18 protein-coding genes are annotated in these 18,474 nt (G+C 66.7%); 11 read left to right on the plus strand and 7 right to left on the minus strand.

Annotated elements, in window-relative coordinates; translation table 11 throughout:
* The first annotated feature begins 53 nt into the window (after positions 1-53).
* Positions 54-1,382: an aspartate aminotransferase family protein gene (locus ACXZ1M_RS09870; protein ID WP_459052987.1), complete on the plus strand. Its 1,329-nt coding sequence runs from the start codon at positions 54-56 to the stop codon at positions 1,380-1,382.
* On the opposite strand, the gene ACXZ1M_RS09875 is transcribed toward ACXZ1M_RS09870, so the two are convergent.
* The 4 genes from ACXZ1M_RS09875 to ACXZ1M_RS09890 are packed head-to-tail and all read right to left on the minus strand — an operon-like array spanning position 1,357 to position 5,824.
* Positions 1,357-2,211 carry a fumarylacetoacetate hydrolase family protein gene (locus ACXZ1M_RS09875; RefSeq protein WP_459052988.1) on the minus strand — a complete coding sequence of 285 codons (855 nt, stop codon included), beginning with the start codon at positions 2,209-2,211 and terminating at the stop codon, positions 1,357-1,359. The genes ACXZ1M_RS09870 and ACXZ1M_RS09875 overlap by 26 nt on opposite strands.
* Positions 2,212-2,241: 30 nt before the next feature.
* The gene (locus ACXZ1M_RS09880) at positions 2,242-3,093 is read right to left on the minus strand and encodes a 2OG-Fe(II) oxygenase (protein WP_459052989.1); all 852 of its coding nucleotides are present in this window, start codon (positions 3,091-3,093) and stop codon (positions 2,242-2,244) included.
* A 7-nt stretch (positions 3,094-3,100) separates the two neighbouring features.
* Positions 3,101-4,384: an MFS transporter gene (locus tag ACXZ1M_RS09885; RefSeq protein ID WP_459052990.1), complete on the minus strand. Its 1,284-nt coding sequence runs from the start codon at positions 4,382-4,384 to the stop codon at positions 3,101-3,103.
* Between the two features lie 9 nt (positions 4,385-4,393).
* Positions 4,394-5,824 (minus strand): KamA family radical SAM protein, encoded by a 1,431-nt coding sequence (locus tag ACXZ1M_RS09890; RefSeq protein ID WP_459052991.1) that lies wholly within the window; start codon positions 5,822-5,824, stop codon positions 4,394-4,396.
* A 134-nt stretch (positions 5,825-5,958) separates the two neighbouring features.
* Here ACXZ1M_RS09890 and ACXZ1M_RS09895 point away from each other — a divergent pair, with 134 nt between their 5' ends.
* Both ACXZ1M_RS09895 and ACXZ1M_RS09900 read left to right on the plus strand, forming a co-directional pair.
* Positions 5,959-6,405 (plus strand): cache domain-containing protein, encoded by a 447-nt coding sequence (locus ACXZ1M_RS09895; RefSeq protein ID WP_459052992.1) that lies wholly within the window; start codon positions 5,959-5,961, stop codon positions 6,403-6,405.
* 24 nt (positions 6,406-6,429) lie between these two features.
* Positions 6,430-8,175: a methyl-accepting chemotaxis protein gene (locus tag ACXZ1M_RS09900; protein WP_459052993.1), complete on the plus strand. Its 1,746-nt coding sequence runs from the start codon at positions 6,430-6,432 to the stop codon at positions 8,173-8,175.
* Here the strand turns inward: ACXZ1M_RS09900 and ACXZ1M_RS09905 are convergent.
* Positions 8,077-8,670 (minus strand): DNA-3-methyladenine glycosylase, encoded by a 594-nt coding sequence (locus tag ACXZ1M_RS09905; protein WP_459052994.1) that lies wholly within the window; start codon positions 8,668-8,670, stop codon positions 8,077-8,079. The two genes, ACXZ1M_RS09900 and ACXZ1M_RS09905, sit on opposite strands and share 99 nt — an antisense overlap.
* Before the next feature lie 183 nt (positions 8,671-8,853).
* Between ACXZ1M_RS09905 and ACXZ1M_RS09910 the strand changes: the two genes are divergently transcribed.
* From ACXZ1M_RS09910 to ACXZ1M_RS09930, 5 genes are all read left to right on the plus strand, one after another.
* Entirely contained in the window at positions 8,854-9,720 is an 867-nt protein-coding gene (locus tag ACXZ1M_RS09910; RefSeq protein WP_459052995.1) for an HDOD domain-containing protein, read from the plus strand.
* A 14-nt stretch (positions 9,721-9,734) separates the two neighbouring features.
* Complete coding sequence (locus ACXZ1M_RS09915; protein ID WP_459052996.1) at positions 9,735-10,922, plus strand: hypothetical protein; 1,188 nt, start codon at positions 9,735-9,737, stop codon at positions 10,920-10,922.
* Positions 10,923-11,040: 118 nt separating this feature from the next.
* The gene (locus tag ACXZ1M_RS09920) at positions 11,041-12,225 is read left to right on the plus strand and encodes a tetratricopeptide repeat protein (RefSeq protein WP_459052997.1); all 1,185 of its coding nucleotides are present in this window, start codon (positions 11,041-11,043) and stop codon (positions 12,223-12,225) included.
* A gap of 127 nt (positions 12,226-12,352) precedes the next feature.
* Positions 12,353-14,971 carry a BACON domain-containing protein gene (locus ACXZ1M_RS09925; protein ID WP_459052998.1) on the plus strand — a complete coding sequence of 873 codons (2,619 nt, stop codon included), beginning with the start codon at positions 12,353-12,355 and terminating at the stop codon, positions 14,969-14,971.
* Positions 14,968-15,666, plus strand: coding sequence for a GNAT family N-acetyltransferase (locus ACXZ1M_RS09930; protein WP_459052999.1), 699 nt, complete (start codon positions 14,968-14,970; stop codon positions 15,664-15,666). The genes ACXZ1M_RS09925 and ACXZ1M_RS09930 overlap by 4 nt, the downstream gene beginning before the upstream one ends.
* Positions 15,667-15,684: 18 nt before the next feature.
* Here ACXZ1M_RS09930 and ACXZ1M_RS09935 read toward each other — a convergent pair whose 3' ends face one another.
* Positions 15,685-16,179 carry a DNA-deoxyinosine glycosylase gene (locus ACXZ1M_RS09935; RefSeq protein ID WP_459053000.1) on the minus strand — a complete coding sequence of 165 codons (495 nt, stop codon included), beginning with the start codon at positions 16,177-16,179 and terminating at the stop codon, positions 15,685-15,687.
* Positions 16,180-16,239: 60 nt separating this feature from the next.
* Here ACXZ1M_RS09935 and ACXZ1M_RS09940 point away from each other — a divergent pair, with 60 nt between their 5' ends.
* Positions 16,240-16,677 carry an Mpo1 family 2-hydroxy fatty acid dioxygenase gene (locus ACXZ1M_RS09940; RefSeq protein WP_459053001.1) on the plus strand — a complete coding sequence of 146 codons (438 nt, stop codon included), beginning with the start codon at positions 16,240-16,242 and terminating at the stop codon, positions 16,675-16,677.
* 10 nt (positions 16,678-16,687) lie between these two features.
* Here the strand turns inward: ACXZ1M_RS09940 and ACXZ1M_RS09945 are convergent, their stop codons facing one another.
* Positions 16,688-16,825: a hypothetical protein gene (locus ACXZ1M_RS09945; RefSeq protein ID WP_459053002.1), complete on the minus strand. Its 138-nt coding sequence runs from the start codon at positions 16,823-16,825 to the stop codon at positions 16,688-16,690.
* A gap of 176 nt (positions 16,826-17,001) precedes the next feature.
* Here ACXZ1M_RS09945 and ACXZ1M_RS09950 point away from each other — a divergent pair, with 176 nt between their 5' ends.
* A complete protein-coding gene (locus tag ACXZ1M_RS09950; protein ID WP_459053003.1) occupies positions 17,002-17,910 on the plus strand; it encodes a DMT family transporter in 909 nt (302 codons plus the stop codon).
* Entirely contained in the window at positions 17,910-18,401 is a 492-nt protein-coding gene (locus tag ACXZ1M_RS09955; protein WP_459053004.1) for a GNAT family N-acetyltransferase, read from the plus strand. Before ACXZ1M_RS09950 ends, ACXZ1M_RS09955 begins: the two co-directional genes overlap by 1 nt.
* Positions 18,402-18,474: the final 73 nt, after the last annotated feature.

Below are 18,474 nucleotides of genomic sequence, written 5' to 3' on the forward strand. Positions count from 1 at the left end.
CAAGCCAAACGCGGCTAACGTAGGCAGTCTGCCCTCCATCCCGAAAGGACGCCATGAGCCACATCATCCACCGCAACCTGCGCCGCGCGCCACCGGTCGCCGTGCACGCCGCCGGCATCACCGTCACCGACAGCGCCGGCCGCCGCTACCTCGACGCCAGCGGCGGCGCCGCCGTCTCCTCGCTGGGCCACGCCCACCCCGACGTGCTGGCCGCCATGCACGCCCAGATCGACCGCAACGCCTACGCCCACACCGCCTTCTTCACCTGCCAGGCGGCCGAGGACCTGGCCGCGCGGCTGGCGGCCGACGCCCCCGGCGACCTCGATCACGTCTACCTGGTCTCGGGCGGCTCGGAAGCCATGGAAACCGCGCTCAAGCTGGCGCGCCAATACTGGCTGGAAGCCGGCCAGCCGCAGCGCGGCGTGTTCATCGCGCGCCGCCAGAGCTACCACGGCAACACCCTCGGCGCGCTGGCCGTGGGCGGCAACGAATGGCGCCGCCAGCCGTTCGCGCCGCTGCTGATCGACGTGCCGCGCGTGGCGCCCTGCTACGCATACCGCGACCGCGCCGAGGGCCAAAGCACGGAAGACTACACCGCCGCCCTGCTGCGCGAACTGGAACAAGCGATCCAGGCCGCCGGCCCGGAAAACGTCATCGGCTTCGTCGCCGAAACGGTGGTCGGCGCCACCGCCGGCGCGGTGCCGCCCACGCCCGGCTACTTCCGCGGCGTGCGCAAGCTGTGCGACCAATATGGCGTGCTGCTGATCCTCGACGAAGTCATGTGCGGCATGGGCCGCACCGGCACGCTGTACGCGTTCGAGCAGGAAGGCGTGCTGCCGGACCTGGTGGTGCTGGGCAAAGGGCTGGGGGCCGGCTACCAGCCGATCGGCGCGGTGCTGGCGCGGGCGCACATCGTGCAGCGCCTGCGCGACGGCAGCGGCGCCTTCCAGCACGGCCACACCTACATGGGCCACCCGGTGGCCGCCGCCGCCGCGCTGGCGGTGCAAAAGGTCATCCAGCGCGACAACCTGCTGGGCGCCGTCACGGTGCGCGGCGCGGCGCTGCGGCGCATGCTGCGCGACGCCTTCGGCCAGCACCCGCACGTGGGCGACATCCGCGGGCGCGGGCTTTTGATCGGACTGGAACTGGTGGCGGAGCGCGACAGCAAAGCGCCGTTCGACCCGGCGCTACGGCTGCACGCGGCGGTCAAGGAGGAGGCGATGGCGCGCGGCCTGATGGTCTACCCGATGGGCGGCACCATCGACGGCCGCCGGGGCGACCACATCCTGCTGGCGCCGCCCTTCATCGCCACCGAGGCGGAACTGGCGGAAATCACCAGCCGCCTGGCGGACACGCTTACTTCGTCGCTTGCCAGACGATGACCTCGGCCTGCTGCTCGCCCAGGCCGGCAATCCCCAGCCGCACCACATCGCCCTTTTTCAGGAAGCGCTGTGGCTTGCGGCCCATGCCCACGCCGGGCGGCGTGCCGGTGGCGATCACGTCGCCCGGCTCCAGGGTCATGAACTTCGACAGATAGCTGACGATCTGCGCCACCGTGAAAATCATGGTCGAGGTATTCCCGGTCTGCATCCGCTTGCCGTTCAACTCCAGGTACAAATCCAGATCCTGGACGTCGTAGATATCCTCCTGCGTCACCAGCCACGGGCCGACCGGGCCGAAGGTATCGCAGCCCTTGCCCTTGTCCCACTGGCCGCCGCGCTCCAGCTGATATTCGCGCTCCGACACATCGTTGACCACCGTATAACCGGCCACGAACTTGAGCGCATCGGCCTCGCTCACATACTGCGCGCGCGCGCCGATCACGATGCCCAGCTCCACTTCCCAATCGGTCTTCTTCGATCCCTGCGGCAGCATGATCGGATCATCCGGGCCATTCAGCGCGCTGATCGCCTTCATGAACACGATCGGCTCCTGCGGCGCCGCCATGCCCGCCTCCGCCGCATGGTCGGAATAATTGAGGCCGATGCAAATGAATTTCCCCACCCGCGCCACCGGCACGCCGAAGCGCGGATTGCCGCGCACCAGCGGCAGCGTGGCGTGCGCGATCTTCTCCAGCTTGCGCAGCGCCTTCGGCGCCAGCGTGGCCGCGTCGATGTCGACGATCACGCCGGACAGGTCGCGCAGCTTGCCTTCATCATCGATCAAACCTGGTTTTTCTTTGCCGGGACGGCCATAACGTACAAGTCGCATACTCACCTCGATTAAAATGTCTGCGCCATTCTAACCGTAGCGCTCCTGCCGCAGCCATTTGTTGGCGATGATCTTGGTGCCGCTGACCACCGGCGCGCCGCCGTGCAGCGTCTGCGGGTCCGGCGTGTGATGGTGGTCGGTGTTGAGGAACCACAGCGCGTTGCCCTTCTTCGGGAACACCTCCAGCCCCAGATTCGGAAACACCGTGCCGCCGCCCTGCGCCACATCGCACAGGTACAGCACGAAGGTCGCCAAGCGCTGGCCGCCGCGCGCCAGGTGCGCGCGATGGCCGGCGCTGTCCGGATCGAGCCAGTCGTAATGCGGGCGGTACTCCTGCGTGGCGTCGTATTTCTGCAGCTGGAACGGCTCGCTGCACTCGATATTCCAATGCGCCAGCGCCGCCAGCCGGCGGTCGATGCGCTCGGCCACCTCCGCCTCGCCGCGCTGGATAAAGGCCATCTCCGAAGTGCGGCCCTCGTGCACCACGCTGGCGCCGTCGGCTTCCGCCGCCACCGTGGAACGGGTGTAGCGCGAACCGCAATGGGCGATGATGGCGTCGCACTCCTCCGCGCTGAGCACATTCCCCAGCAGGATCACCTGCGGTTTTTTCAGCACGAACAGCACCTCGACCTCGCGGTCGGGCAGCGCGATGCGGTTGCTGCTGGTGTCGATGAAAGGCATGGCCTGCGGTGCCGGCGCCACGCCATCGCGCGCCTGGAGCGCCTGGTCGATCAGCGCGCGCGCCGCCGCCGGGCTGAATTGGCCGCTGCCGGCCATGCCGTCGACCATATCCTGCGGCCGGCAGCCGAGCGCCAGGTTCTCCATGATCCAATCCCGCCAGTTCTGCGGCAGGTCTGCAAAGGCTAGTTCGAAGGGCGTCATCGCGTCGTCAAAGGCTGGTCGGATGGGACGCCCATTCTACCGGATTGCGCGGGCGCCGCCGCGCGAACCACCACAATCCCGGCAACTGCAACAACACCAGCACCAGGAACGCCGTCTGGTAAGCCTGGACCGGATAGTGCCCGAGCAAATCGGGCCGCCAGCAGCCCACCACCATCCCGAAGCCCGCCTGCACCGCGAACGCGCCGAGGAAGATCAGCAAATTCAAACAGGTGGCCGCGCGCCCGGTCAGCGCGCCGGGCAGGCTCTGGGCGACGATGGTGTACTCGATGCCGGTCACCGTGCCCACCAGCGTAAACAGCACCGACAGCAGCTGGTAGCTGGGCCGCCAGTTGAACACAAAGCCCAGCTGCACCAGCACGAACAGGCTCACCCCGGCCGCCGCCACGCTGATCGGCCGCACGCCGCGCCGGCCGGCCCACTCGGTGACCATGCCCACCGCGATGGCGCCGAAGATCACCGCCGCCATGCCCAGGTACAGCAGATAGCCGACCGCCGCCTCCGAGTAGCCCGCCACGTCGCCCAGCCAGCGGCTGATCCACAGGCCCTGGATGCCGAAGAACACCGTGTGCGGAATCAGCACCAGCGCCGCCGTCTCGCGGAAGGCCGGATGGCGGTACACGGCGGCCATAGCCTCGAGCAAGGCCGGCTTGCGGCCGCCGCCCGCGTGCGGCTGCGGCGGCGCCAGCGCGCGGATCAAAATGCCGGTCAGCGCGGCGGCGGCGGCCAGCCACAGGAACAGGCCACGCCAATCCATGTAGTGCAGCGCCAGCCGCACCGGCAAGGTGGCCGCCGCCGCACCGAGGCCGCCGACGGCGATCAGGTAGCCCTGCACCGACGGCAGCCGCGCCGGCGCGATCCAGGTCGAAATCGCCTTCACGGCCGACATGAAGCAGCCACCCAGCCCCAGGCCGATCAGCGCGCGCGCCACCAGCAGCTGGGCGAAGGTCTGGCCGCCGGCAAACGCCAGCGCGCCGACGCCGGCCAGCAGCAGCATCGGCAGCTGCACCCGGGCCGGCCCCCAGCGGTCGAGCGCGATGCCGACCGGCAGCTGGGCCAGCGCGAAGGCCAGGAAAAAGGTGCTGGTCAGCAGGCCAAGCTGGCCGGGCGTCAGCGCCAGCGCCGCCACCAGCTGCGGCGCCAGCGTGGCGTTCACGGTGCGCATCAGGCTCGATAAAAAATGCCCGAGCGCGAACGGCAGGAACACCAGCACAAACACCGTCCGTCCGGACAGCGGCGGAGCGGCCGGCGCCGGCTGCACGGGATCGCGCATGACGCCCGCCTAGGCCGCGTTGTGCGAATCGCAGCCCGAGGACGGCGAGGACGACGCCTGCCCGCCGCCCTCCTGCCGCGCCGCCATCAGCGGAATCACCTTGCGCGCGCCGGGTGGCTCGCCCGCTCCCAACTCGCTGCGCGCACCGCCCTCCTCCTCGAAGAAAAACTTCTCCTTGCCAAACGCCGGTTTCAACTCATCCATCCAGGTCGCCTTCGGATCGAATTTCGCATAAAACGGCTTGCGCACCCAATCCGGATTGCGCGCCTGCAGGAACTGCAGCGCAAACACCTTCTCACCGCCGATGGTCGCAATCCCATCGATCACCACCTTGCCGGGGAAAGCGCTCATCGACGGCCCGCGCACGGTGCGCGACAAGCCGGACACCATCTGGTACGCCGCCTGGAAAATCTCATGCGCGCGCGCCAGCGGCAGCTGGAAATACTCGCGCGGCCCGGTATCGCGCTCGACGAACATATAGTAGGGAATCGCCCCCAGCCGCACGCCGGTCTGCCACAACTCGGCCCACGACGCCGGGTCTTCGTTGATGTGGCGGATCAGCGGCCCCTGCATGCGCAAGGTGGCGCCGGTGCCGACGATGCGCTTGACCGCCTGCTGCGCGATCTCCGGCCGCAGCTCCACCGCGTGGTTGTAATGGCCCATGATGGCCATGTTCTTCCCGGCCTTCACCACCCGCTCGAACAGCCGCAATAAATCGTCGGCGTCGCGGTCCGAGACAAAGCGCTGCGGCCAGTACGCCACCGACTTGGTGCCGATGCGGATGTTCTGGATGTGCGCCAGGTCCGGCGCCAGCAGCGGCTCGATATACGCCTCCAGCGAGCGCGTATTCATGATCAAGGGATCGCCGCCGGTGATCAGCACATCGGTCACCTCCGGATGCATGCGCAGATAGGCCGCCAGCTCGTGCGACTCCTTGGCGTCGAACTTCATGTCCTCCATGCCGACGAACTGCGGCCAGCGGAAGCAGAAGGTGCAATACGCGTGGCAGGTCTGTCCCGAGCTGGGGAAGAACAGCACCGTTTCCTTATATTTATGCTGCAGGCCCTTGAGCGGCGCATCGTTCACGCGCGGCACGTTGTGCGTCATCTGCCCGGCCGGATGGGGATTCATGCGCATGCGGATGCGCCGTACCAGCTCCACCAGCGCCGGCTGGTCGGCCTTGCCCAGCACCAGCTCCTTCAGGCGCGCGTAGTCGTCCGGCGCCAGCATGTCGCGGTGCGGGAAGGTCAAGCGGTAAATCGGATCATCGGGAATATTGTTCCAGTCGATCAGATGATCGAGCACGTACTCGTTGGTGCGGAACGGCAGCACATGCGACACCACCTGCACCGCTTCCTGCAGGTCGGGCGGTATCCACTCCCATTGGCGCGAGTGGGAAATGGTCTGGCGGATAAACGGCTTGAATTTTGGCGCATCCATGATCGAGGTCCTCTATCGGTGGCGGAAAACCCCATGCTAGGCCGCGCGCCGCAACCCAGTCTTGCGCGAACGCAACTCTTTAAATTGCCGGCGGCGTACAGTTTGATCTGTCATCCACCCCACAGGAGTTATTCATGAAAACCCTTGCCGCCATTGCCTTCGCTGTGATTTCCCTGCCCGTCCTGGCCGCCGATCCGACCGAAAAAGACGCCATAGCCATGGCCGAAAAAGGCGCCGCCTTCATCAAGGCCAACGGCCAGGAAGCCTTCATCAAAAAGATCGCCGCCAAGGACCCCGAGTACCTGCAAGGCTCGCTGTACGTCGACATCCGCGACATCAAGACCGGCATCGTGCTGGCGCATCCGGTCAACCCCTCCATCGTCGGCAAGGACCTGACCGACATTCCCGACGCCAGCGGCAAGAAGTACCGCCGCGAGATCATCGAGCTGGCCGCCAAAAAAGGCCACGGCTGGGTCGACTATCAATACAAGAATCCCACCACTGGCAAGATCGAACCGAAATCCACCTACATCCTGCGCGTCGGCGACGTCGTGCTGGAAGCCGGCATCTACAAAAAATAACCGCCGTCCACCCAGGAGCCCGCCATGCTGAACACCATGCTGAACAAACTGCGTATCGGTCCCAAACTGCTGCTGGCCCCCATGCTGGTGCTGCTGCTGTTGATTGCCACCGCCGCCGCGGCCTACGTCGGCATGGTGCGCCAGAACGCCTCGCTGGAAAACCTGGTGCAGGTGCGCGCCGCGCGCCTGAAAGCCACCGCCGACGTCAGCGGCGAGGCGCGCTACGCCCACGCCCACATCTACCAGCTGCTGGCGTGGGTCAACGGCAGCTTCGCCCAGTCCCGCCTCGACGCGTTAGGCAAGCAAATCAAGGAGCGCCACGCCGCCATCGACGCCGAGCTGCGCCAGCTCGAGGCGCTGGCCGATCCGGTGGAACGCAAGATCGTCGCCCAATCGCTGCAGGCGCTGGCCGCCTACCGCAAGGCGGTGCTGCAAACCATGGACATGGCGCAGATGGACCAGAGCATCGCCACCAACTCGATGGCCATCGCCGAAAAACAATTCCTGCTGCTGAACGAGCAGCTGGCGCAATTGTCGGCGATGGAAAAGCGGCTCAGCGAACAGGCCCACGCGCAGGCCAAGGACGACTTCCACACCCTCAACACCAGCATGCTGGCGATGGTGCTGCTGTCGATCGCGCTATCGATCGGCGTCACCATGGCGGTGCGCGGCGCCATGCTGCGCGACATCCGCGCCATCGCCGACGTGGTGGTGGCGCTGGCCGCCGGCCACCTGGCGGCCGGGCGCGGCAACCAGGGCCGCGACGAAATCGCCGACACCGCGCGCATGCTCGACCAGACCATGGCCAACCTCACGCAAACGCTCACCACCATCCTCGGCGCGGTGCGCTCGATCGACACCGCCGCGCGCGAAATCGCCACCGGCAATCTCGATCTGTCGACCCGCACGGAAATGCAGGCCAGCTCGCTGGAGCAGACCGCCAGCGCCATGGACAGCCTGACGCAGGCGGTGCAGGCCAACGCCGCCAACGCGCGCCAGGCCTGCCAGCTGGCCGCCGGCGCCAGCGACCTGGCCCAGCACGGCGGCGCGGCGATGGAGGACGCGGTGCAGACCATGGCCTCGATCCGCGCCAGCTCGCGCCAGATCGTCGACATCATCGCCGTCATCGACGGCATCTCGTTCCAGACCAACATCCTGGCGCTGAACGCCGCCGTCGAAGCGGCGCGCGCCGGCGAGCAGGGACGCGGCTTCGCCGTGGTGGCCTCGGAGGTGCGCACCCTGGCGCAGCGCTCGGCCGCCGCCGCCAAGGAAATCAAGACCCTGATCGCCGCTTCGGTCGCCACCATCGACGCCGGCAGCGCCACCGTGCAGCAGGCCGGCGAGCGCATGGGCGGCATCGTCGCCGCCGTGCAGCAGGTCAACGACATCATCGCCCGCATCAGCAGCGCCAGCGCCGAGCAGGCGCAGGGCATCGCCGAAGTCAATCAGGCGGTGGGACAGATGGACGATGTGACGCAGCAGAACGCCGCGCTGGTCGAGCAGGCTGCGGCGGCCGCCGCCAGCCTGCAGGACCAGGCCGGCCACCTGTCGCAGGCGGTGTCGGTGTTCAAGCTGGAGCCGCTGCCGGCGAATGCGGCGAATGCGTCCGCGACGGCCGCTACGTCCGCTGCGACACGCGCGGCGGCGGGGGCGCGGGCGGCCACCGGCGCGTCAGGCGCGGTGGGGCTTGCTCAGAAAGCGCGAGCCGGCGGCCACGAAGCGCCACGGCAGCTCCACCGCCTTCGAGATGCCGATGCGCGTGCCGGCTAGCACTTCTATGGCAGCGCCCGCGCCGGCCCCCGCGGCCGGCAGCAGCTGAAACGGCGGCGCGTCCAGCGGCAGCGCGTTGTGCGCACGCGTCACGCCCAGCGCCTGCGCCAGTCGCCCCGGCCCCGCGCACAGCAGGCGCACATCGTCCAAACCGCGCCGTGCGCGCATCAGCGCCAGCCCGGCCGCATCATCGAGCGGCTCCAGTGCGCGGATCAGCACCCCGGCGCCGTGTCCCGGCTCGCGGCAGACGAAGTTCAGGCACCAGTGCAGGCCGTGCGAACGGTACACATACGCCCGGCCGGGCGGCCCGAACATGGCGAAATTGCGCGGCGTCTCGCCGATGAAGCAATGCGAAGCCGGCTCCGCGCGGTCATAGGCCTCGGTCTCGACGATGCGCCCGCCCACGCCGTCCACCAGCAAGGTCACGCCGATGAGTTGTCGCGCCACCAGTTCCGAAGGCGCGTTGAAATCGATACCAGCCAGAGTCGTAGTCATGCGTCTATTCTAAATGCCAATCTGAACCGCCCGATCACGAAAATCGTGCAAAATGCATATCGATTCCCGGCAATTCGCGACAAAATATGGTCCTACGGTAAGAAAATCGCCACAAATTCGCGCAACCGGACCCGGCTTGCGGCGATAATCGAGGGTACGATTGCCCTAGCCCCAGAAATCACAATGACAACAGCAGCTGCCCAAGCCTTGCCAACAGAAAACGCGGTGGAAGACGCGCTGATGCGTTCCATCCGTATTCCGCCCCGGCCCAGCCTGCTCGTCGACCTGCAGCGCGAGCTGGCCAAGGCCGATCCCTCGCCGCGCCAGATCGCGCGCATCATCGGCAACGACGTCGGCATGTCCGGCGCCCTGCTCAAGCTGGCCAACTCGCCGTTCTTCGGCGCCGCCCGCAAGGCCAAGTCGGTCGAGCAGGCCATCAACTTCCTCGGCATCAACCAGTGCGCGGCCCTGCTGACCGGGCTGCTGGCACGCCAGGCCATCGACGGCAACGAGGCCGACCTCAACGCCTTCTGGGAAATCTCGGCGCGCCGCGCCCAGGCGCTCGTGTTCACCTCGCGCAAGCTGCGCATCGCCCCGCCCGACATCGCCCACACCTTCGGCCTGTTCTGCGACATCGGCGTGCCGCTGCTGATGAACCGCTTCGCCGACTACGCCGCCACCTACGAGCAAGCCTGCAACGACCCGGCGCAGATGTTCACCGCCGTCGAAGACCAGCGCTACAGCACCAACCACGCCGCCATCGGCTGCCTGCTGGCGCGCAACTGGGGCCTGTCGCCCGACGTCTCCTGGGCCATCCTGCTGCACCACGACTACCGCGTGCTGGACGACCCGTCCACCGACGACGCCATCCGCTCGCTGGTGGCGCTATCGGTGCTGGCCGAAAAAGGCATCCAGCGCCTGCACGGCCACAGCACCTCCTACGAATGGGACAAGGGCGGCGACGCCGCCTGCCGCCACCTCGGCCTGAGCGAGGATGAAACCGAAGACCTGCTCGAAGAGCTGAACGAAACCTTCCACACCGAACGATAAGAAGCAAAGCCAACATGCCGAAAAATAAGCGCCCCGTACCGCGCAAATCCGCCACCTCGCCTGAAGCCAAGGACGAGCAGAACACCCACGAACTGTGCACCCTGGCGCTCGACCTGGCCGACGAATCGGCCGGCGCCGACATCATCGCCGCCACCACCCGCGCCGAGCTGGCGCAGAAGCACATCGACTTCCAGCGCCTGCTGCGCCGCCTGCTGGCGCAGGGCAAGGATGAGGTACTGTACGGCGCCATCGAACTGGCCCGCGACGAATCGCTGGACGGCTACCGCTACCTGCGCGCCGCCATCGAGGAAGGCGCGGCCAACCTGCTGCTGCGCCGCGAGGGCGCGCCGGAAATGGAAATCGACGCCTTCGCCATCCCCGTGTTCGTGCGCAGCCAGGGCGGCCTCGACCCGGCCGCCGACTTCCAGGACGGCGCAGCCTACGACGCCCTGCTGGCCAGCTTCACCGACGCCGGCCTGGAAAGCCCGAAAGCCAAGGTGGTGCTGGTCAGCCACGCCTACGACGCCGGCGAAATCGAACGCATCAGCTATGGCCAGCTGCACGCCATGCTGCGCGAAGCGGTGCACTCGCTGACCGAAAAGAAAATCGCCGCCGCCCCGGCGCTCGAGCGCAGCATGCAGCACGGCTGGTCGGCCACCAGCTTCGACGCCGCCGACAGCGCGGTCGAGCTGCGCTTCCTGCTCGGCTTCTCGCTCAAGCGCGCCGACGATCCGTTCTACAAGGTGCCGGCCGGCGAAAAAGCCGCCGACGCCTACTTCGCCAAGCGCGCCGAGGCCTACCAGCAATGGACCGAGAGCTACGGTCCGCTGGTGGCGCGCTGCCTGGGCCGCGCGCGCGGCGCCGACCAGGAGCTGTCGCTCAGCTTCCAGTACCAGGACCTGTTCTTCGGCGCCCGCGCCCAGGCCCAGTCCGAATACGAGATGCTGCAACTGCTGTCCGAGCTCAACCAGGCGCTTGAGGGTCAGGATCCGGCCCAGGTGCAAGCCGTGATTGGCCCGGCTGACGACGACGAGGAAGCGCTGCTGCGGGTGCGCCTGAGCGTCGGCGACACCGTGCTGACCAGCGCCGACAAGCCGCACGACGACGCCGCCGACCTGGCCTTGGCGCTGGAAGACCTGGCCGACGCCCTGTCCACCCTGGGCCTGACCGACATCGCGGTCTCGGAAGACCCGCTGAATTAAAGCGATTTCCTGTTTGACAGGCGCCCACGAGCCGAGGATACTTTCCTGACGCGGAACGCAGATTCCGCAGCCTGGTGCGGTGCAGGCCTTGTGCTCCGCAGCAAAGGGAGACAATGTCATGAAAGCCTGGGCCCTGTTCCTGTGCGCCGCCACATTCCTCAGTGGTTGCGCCAGTCAAACCGTGGCGCTGCAAGCGCCGCGTCAGCAATTGTTCCACGACCAGTTATTCCAGCCGCCAAGCGCGCCGGTGGACACCACCAGCGTGTTCGCCCTCACCCCGGCCATGCGCGACTACGTGCGCTACGAAATCGGCAATCCGGCCGCCGGCAAGGACGTGCGCCGCATGCTGTTCGACGCGCTCTACCGGCGCGACAAGCTGCAACTCGAATACGATTCGGCCATCACCCGCAACGCCGCCCAGACCTTCGAGGCGCGCGCCGGCAACTGCCTGTCGCTGGCCATCATGACCGCCGCCCTGGCGCGCGAGCTCAACCTGCCGGTGCAGTTCCAGCAGATCGAGGTCGATGAAGTCTGGAGCCGCGCCGGCAACCTGTATTTCGCCAGCAACCACGTTAACCTGGCGCTGGGCCGGCCGCAAACCGACCGCAACCCCTACCTGAGCTACAGCGCCGACACCGCCAATTCGCTGACGGTGGACTTCATCCCGGTGCCGCCCAAGGCGCGCGAAAACGCCCGGCCGCTGACCGAGACCACCATCGTCGCCATGTTCCTCAACAACCGCGCCGCCGAGCTGCTGTCGGCCGGCAAGATCGACGACGCCTACTGGTCGGTGCGCAAGGCGGCCGAGGTCGACCCGCAGTTCCTCAACGCCTACAACACCCTGGGTGTGATCTACCAGCACCACGGCAACGCCGACGCCGCCGAGCAGGTGCTGCGCTACGCCCACTCGCAAGGCCCCAACAACACCATCTTCCTGGCCAACCTGGCCATGACGCTGGAAAACAACCACCAGCCCGAGGAAGCGGCCGTGCTGCGCACCCGCCTGGCCGAACTGGAACCGTATCCGCCGTTCTACTTCTTCAACCAGGGGCAGGAAGCCATGAAGCTGGGCGACTATGCGCGCGCCCGCAAGCTGTTCGAGCGCGAGCTGGAACGGGTGCCGGAATACCACGAATTCCACTTCTGGCTGGCGGTGGCCAACTACCACCTGGGCAACCTGCGCGCCGCCGACAGCCACATGGCGCTGGCGCAGAAAAACAGCACCACGCGCGGCGACCACGACCTGTATGCGGCCAAGCTCGACCGCATCCGCGCCTACGAGGCGCAGTTGCGCGCAAAATAAGGCGGCAGCAGTGGTATGCTGAAACTGGCTGAAGTTTGCCACTTGCTTGACACTTAGTTGCAAATACGCAACAATTGCAAGCAAATCAAGCTGCACCTATTTCGCTGCACACCACAAGGATTCCGTCATGCTGAGACCCTGGCCCGCCCGCGCCGCCGCCCCTTTCATCCTCGTCTCATTGCTGGCGATGCTGGCCGGCTGCGGCGGGGGTGGCGGCGGTAGCGGCGATGGCGGCGGCACCACCACGCCGCCAGCGGTCGCCACGCCCGCCCTCACCTTCACGCCGGCCACCCTCAGCGCCACCGTGGTGGCCGGCACCTCGCTCACCATGAATGTGCTGGCCGCCGTCACCCGGCCGGCCGACTTCACCGGCGCCAGCGTGTTCGCCAGCGTGGTCGACGCCAAAGGCGTGCTCGCGCCCGGCGCGGCGCTGGTCAACGACAACCCCAACCAATACCACGCCGTGCTGCAATCGGCGCCGACGCTGGCCGCCGCCAACTACAAGGGCGAGCTCAGCGTACGCCTGTGCCGCGACAGCGCCTGCGCCAGCCAGTTCCCCGGCTCGCCGGTAGCGCTGCCCTACGACATCACCGTGCTGGCCGCCGGCAGCGTGGCCTTCACGGCCGTGCCGGCCATGCCGCTGGTCGCCACCGCGCAGAACGGCACGCCGGCGCCGGCGCCGGTCGCCGTGGCGGTCGGCGCGGTCGGCCGCAACTGGACCGCCAGCAGCAGCGCCGCCTGGCTCAAGCTGAGCGCCACCAGCGGCACCGGCAACGGCAGCATCACAGTCAGCTACGACGCCACCGGCCTGACCCAGGGCGACTACACCGCCGACCTCAGCGTCACCTCCAACGACAACCAGAGCGTGGTGCTGCCGGTGGCGCTGACGGTGCTGCCGCCGGGCCTGGTGCTGGGCAGCAACAGCATCACCTTCAACGCCATCAACGGCGCCGCCATTCCGAGCCAGATCGTCAGCCTCGACACCGACAACAAGATCACCGCCAACTGGAGCGCCGCCAGCAACGCCGCCTGGCTGGGCGTCTCGCCGACCGCCGGCGCCACGCCGGCCACCACCGTGCTGAGCGTCGATCCGACCGTCGGCACGCTGGCCAGCGGCACCCATAACGCCATTATCACCATCACGCCGCAAGGCCTGACCACGCGCACCCTGCCGGTGACCCTGAACCTGAACAAGGCCACGCTGGCCGCCTCGGCCACCGCCATCACCCTGGGCGGCACCTACGGGCGCGACTTCAGCAGCGGCCAGGACCTCAAGCTGAGCCTGAACACCGGCACCATCAGTTGGCCGTGGCAACTGGGCGGCATGCCGGCCTGGGCCACCGTGAACACCACCGGCGGCACCGTCAACGCGGCCGGGACCACAATCACCTTCAAGCCCAAGCCGGCCAACGCCGCCGTCGGCGTCACCTCCACCCTGCTGAACGCGACCGCCGCCGTCAACGGCGACAGCGTGACGGCACCGGTGCTGCTCTCGCTCAACAAGGACACCCACAAGCTGCTGCCCGCCGAAGTGGCGGTCGCCTTCGTCAGCACGCCGGGCTGGAGCCGGCTGTCGCGCGTCATCACCGTCAACGACAACTACAACAGCTTCAACGGCATGAGCGCGACCAGCGACCAGTCGTGGCTGGTGGTGGGCGTCAACGCCGGCAATTTGATCCTGACCGCGGACCCGAGCCAGATGCTGACCGACACCCTGAGCACGGCCACCATCACCATCACCGCCAGCGATCCCGACGCGGCGGCGCCGGAAGTGATCCGCGTGGCGCTGTGGAAGGGTTCGGCCACGCCGTCGGCCCCGGCCACCGCCACGCTGCCGTACACCAACGTCACCGCCGACCCGCTGCGTCCCTACGTCTACGTGCACAACGGCGGCGCCGTCATCGACGTCTACAACGTCTACACGGGCATCAAGGAAACCAGCATCACCGGCTTCTCCGCGCACCTGGGCGACATGGCCGTCACGCCCAACGGCGACACCCTGTACGTGGTGGATGTCGACAACGCCCGCGTGACCACCGTCAACCTGGCCACGCGCGCCATCAGCAAGCAACTGCCCCTGGCCGCGCCCGGCACCAAGGCCACCCGCCTCAAGGTGATCCGCCCGAACGGCGTGGAAATGCTGGCGCTCAGCGATGGCCAACTGTTCCTGACCGCCGCCTTCACGCGCCTGGCCGCGCTGCCGCTGAGCACCGGCGGCGCGATCGCCGCCAGCGCCGACGGCAAGCGCCTGGTCCAGCAAAGCGAAGCAGGCACCACCATCCAGCACACCAGCGCCAGCATCGACTACGCCGCGCTCAACGGCGGCACCTTGTTCGCCGCCAAACTGGCGCCGTCCAGCCACGCCAGTCCCGGCACGCAGGGCCAGGATCTGTGGGTCAGCGACGACGGCGCGCGCGTCTACAGCGCCGCCGGCACGCCGAAATCGTGCGTGGTCATGGCCAGTAGCGACCTCGGCATCATGGGCTACCTGCCGATCGGCGACGCCACGCCCAACAACATCGAGATCGGCTTCGACGGCCGCATCTACTGCGGCGGTGCGGCCAAATCCAGCAGCAACGACATCTATATGTACGACAGCACCGGCGTCAACATCGTGCAGCAGTTCAAGCTGAGCAACACCGGCAAGCAGTTGCTGCCGCGCCAGATGGTGCTGTCGGGCGACGGCTGGATGCTGGTGGCGATCACCGACGACAACATCGTCACCTTCCTGCCGATCGGACCATGAGCGTCGAGGTGGCGATGCAACGAGATCCGCTGCTCGACCATATTTTCTGGGAGGCGCTGAACGGCGCCCATCGCCACTGGTCGGACGGCACGGCGTCGGCGCGGCGCTACACCCAGGGCTTCTCGCCCATCATTGCCTTTGCCGACCCGGCGCAGCCGGACTTCGCCGCGCTGGCGCCGTGGTGCGCCAGCGGCGAGCACTTCTACTGTGAAAACTGGACCGGCGCCGCGCCGCCGGGCTGGCGCATCGAGGCCGAGACCACCATGTTCCGCATGCTGTGGGATAGTCCGCCGCCGGCCGCCGATCCGGCGCCGGACGCGCGCCCGCTGCGGGCTGAGCACGCGCAGCAGGCGCTGGAACTGGCCACCTTGTGCAAGCCGGGCCCGTTCGGCATCCGCACCATTGAGCTGGGCGACTACTTCGGCTACTTCGACGGCGAAAGCCTGATGGCCATGGCCGGCGAACGCCTGCGCGCGCCGGGCCTGTGCGAAATCAGCGGCGTCTGCACGCATCCCGATTACCAGGGGCGCGGGCTGGCCAAAAAACTGATCGGCAAGCTGCTGCACCGCCACGCCCAACGCGGCGACCGCTCCTTCCTCCACGTCATGCGCACCAACCCCGCCCACCAGCTCTACCTGGACATGGGCTTCAAGGATTACCTGGAATCAACGGTGCGGGTGGTGATGGCGGAGTAAGTTTCATGCTTGCCATTGTTATTCACGCAGTACCTGCCACAACCGCGATTTTTCGGCGTAGGACAAGGTATAGGCCGGGCTGCTCGATGGCAGGCTGAAGATGCGGTAGCGGGCGGCTTGTTCGCCCAGCACTTTCATGCCCAGCTTGGTGGCGGTGCCGCCGTTGAAGGCGATGGCCTCGATGCCCGGATAGCGCGCCAGCAAGCCCGGAAGGTCGTTGTCGTCGCGGTGGCGGATGGCGCTGTCGAGGCTGCCGGGGCGGTGGGCTTCGGCCACCACGTCCCATAAGCCGACGCCATGCGCCAGCAGCGTGAGCAGGCGCGCTTCGTAGGCCAGCGGCACCAGCGCGACACCGATCACCTCCGACATCAGCAGCCAGAATTTGTTCTGCCGGTTGGCATAGTATTGTTGGACCGCCAGCGACTGTTCACCGGGCAGGCTGCCCAGCACCAGCAGACGGGTTTGCCGGTCCACCACGGGGTCGAAGCAGCGCTTGCGCAAATCATCATTCATGCGCCATTGTAGGTGTAGAATCGTTGGGCAGTCGATAACTATAACTCGCAGGAGACAACCATGCCGGAAAACCGCACCATCGACACCCTGCTGGCCCAGTACAGCGAAAGCCACCTCAACCACACCAACGAACTGATCCACATCGTCTGCGTGCCCGTCATCATGTTTACCTTGCTGGGGCTGCTGTGGGCGCTGCACCCGCTGGTGGCGCTGGCGTTCACGGTGGCGGCGATGTGGTACTACTTCAAGCTGTCCAAACCGTTTGCCGTGGGGATGCTGCTGATGGCGGCCGTGATGCTGTCCATCCTGGCCGCGCTGCCGCCGCCGACCGTCCTGCCGCTGTCGATCACCATCTTCGTGCTGGCGTGGATCGGCCAGTTCATCGGCCATAAGATCGAAGGCAAGAAGCCGTCGTTTTTCGACGACCTGCGCTTCCTGCTGATTGGTCCGCTGTTTGTGCTGAGCTTCCTGTACCGCCGCCTGCACTGGGCGTATTAAACGCCGGACATCAGCGGAACCACGAATGCGCGAACAGCGCCTGTGCCGCGCCCTGCATTTCATTGTCGGTCAGCATCAGCACCAGCACGGTGCTCACTGCCACGTAACCCAGCAGCGTGACGACCTTGACTTGCAGCGCGGTACTCATGACGCTCTCCTGAAATAAATAAAAGTCCTGTCATTTCAATATACTTGGTCTTCCGGCCAGCACCGCTGAATTTACACTCCCGTTACAACTTCGTATCAATAAACCATCAATCTGTTGCGTCGCAACAAAATACTGGCCGCTAGGCAAGATGCCGCTCGGCCAGCTATACTGGTTTGATGTCTTCTCCACTGCTCTTTGTGCTCGCCTGCCTGATCTGGGGCTCCACCTTCTTCGCAATCACGCTGCAACTCGGGGAAGTTCCGCCCGCCGTCTCGGTGGTGTACCGCTTCGCGCTGGCTTCGGCCGTGCTGTTCGCCTGGTGCGCCGCGCGCGGCGACAAGCTGCTGCTGCCCTGGCGCGTGCAGCGCTGGATGATCCTGCAGGGCTGCGCCACCTTCGCCGTCAGCTACATCTGCACCTACACCTCCGAGCAGTACCTGGTCTCCGGGCTGGTGGCCGTGCTGTTCGCGCTGATGGTGTTCTGGAACCCCATCCTCAACCACTACACCTTCGGCACCGCGCTCAGCCTGCGCACCTGGGCCGCCGGCGGCGTGGCCATTGCCGGCGTGACGCTGCTGTTCTACCACTCCATCCATGGCGCATGGAACGAGATCATGAACGGCGGTAACGGGCATTTCCTGCTCGGCCTGATCCTGGCCATCTGCGCCACCATCGCCAGCTCGGTCGGCAACGTGGTCGTCATCAAGGTGCGCGAGCAATCGTCGAACGTGCTGCTGACCATGGCCTGGTCCATGATGTGGGGCACCCTGCTGGTGGCGGTGTGGGTGCTGGTCAGCGGCCAGTCCTTCGTCATGCCGACCACCGCCCGTTACTGGGGCGGCCTGCTGTATCTGTCGCTGCTGGGCTCGGTAATCGCGTTTGCCGCCTATTTCACGCTGATTCATCGCATCGGCTCGGACAAAGCCGTGTACATTGGCGTGGTGACGCCGGTGATTTCCGTGCTGCTGTCGATTCAGCTTGAACACTACCGCCCCGGCCCGCTGGAATGGCTGGGCATGGTGTTGTGCCTGTCGAGCGTGGCCTGGGCCTTGAAACCAACTTCTTCTACTACTGCAAAAACCTGATGAGTACTTCCGAACTGACCATCCGCCCGGCGACGCCGGCCGACATCCCCGCCATCTTCGGCATGATCTTCGAGCTGGCGGTGTTTGAAAAGCTGGAGCACATGGTGGTCGCCAACGAAGCCATGCTGCACGACAGCCTGTTCTGCGACAAGCCGGTGTGCGAAGCGCTGGTCGGCGAAACCGGCGGCGAGGTGGTCACCTTCGCGCTGTTCTTCCACAACTTCTCCACCTTCCTGTGCAAGAAAGGCCTGTACCTGGAAGACTTGTACGTGCAGCAGTCGCAGCGCGGCAAGGGCTACGGCAAGCAGATGCTGGTGGCGCTGGCCCAACTGGCGGTGGAACGCGACTGCGGCCGCTTCGAATGGTCGGTGCTGGACTGGAACGCCAACGCCATCAAGTTCTACGAAGGCATGGGCGCGACCGTAATGCCGGACTGGCGCATCTGCCGCGTCACCGGCGACGCGCTGGCGCAGCTGTCGTCGCAGGGCTGAAAAAAAATCCCACCCAGCGGCAAGCGCTGGATGGGCAGAACCCGTGTCAGAGGGAGGGAGGTTGAATCAACGG

Source organism: Duganella paludis, assembly GCF_054461335.1.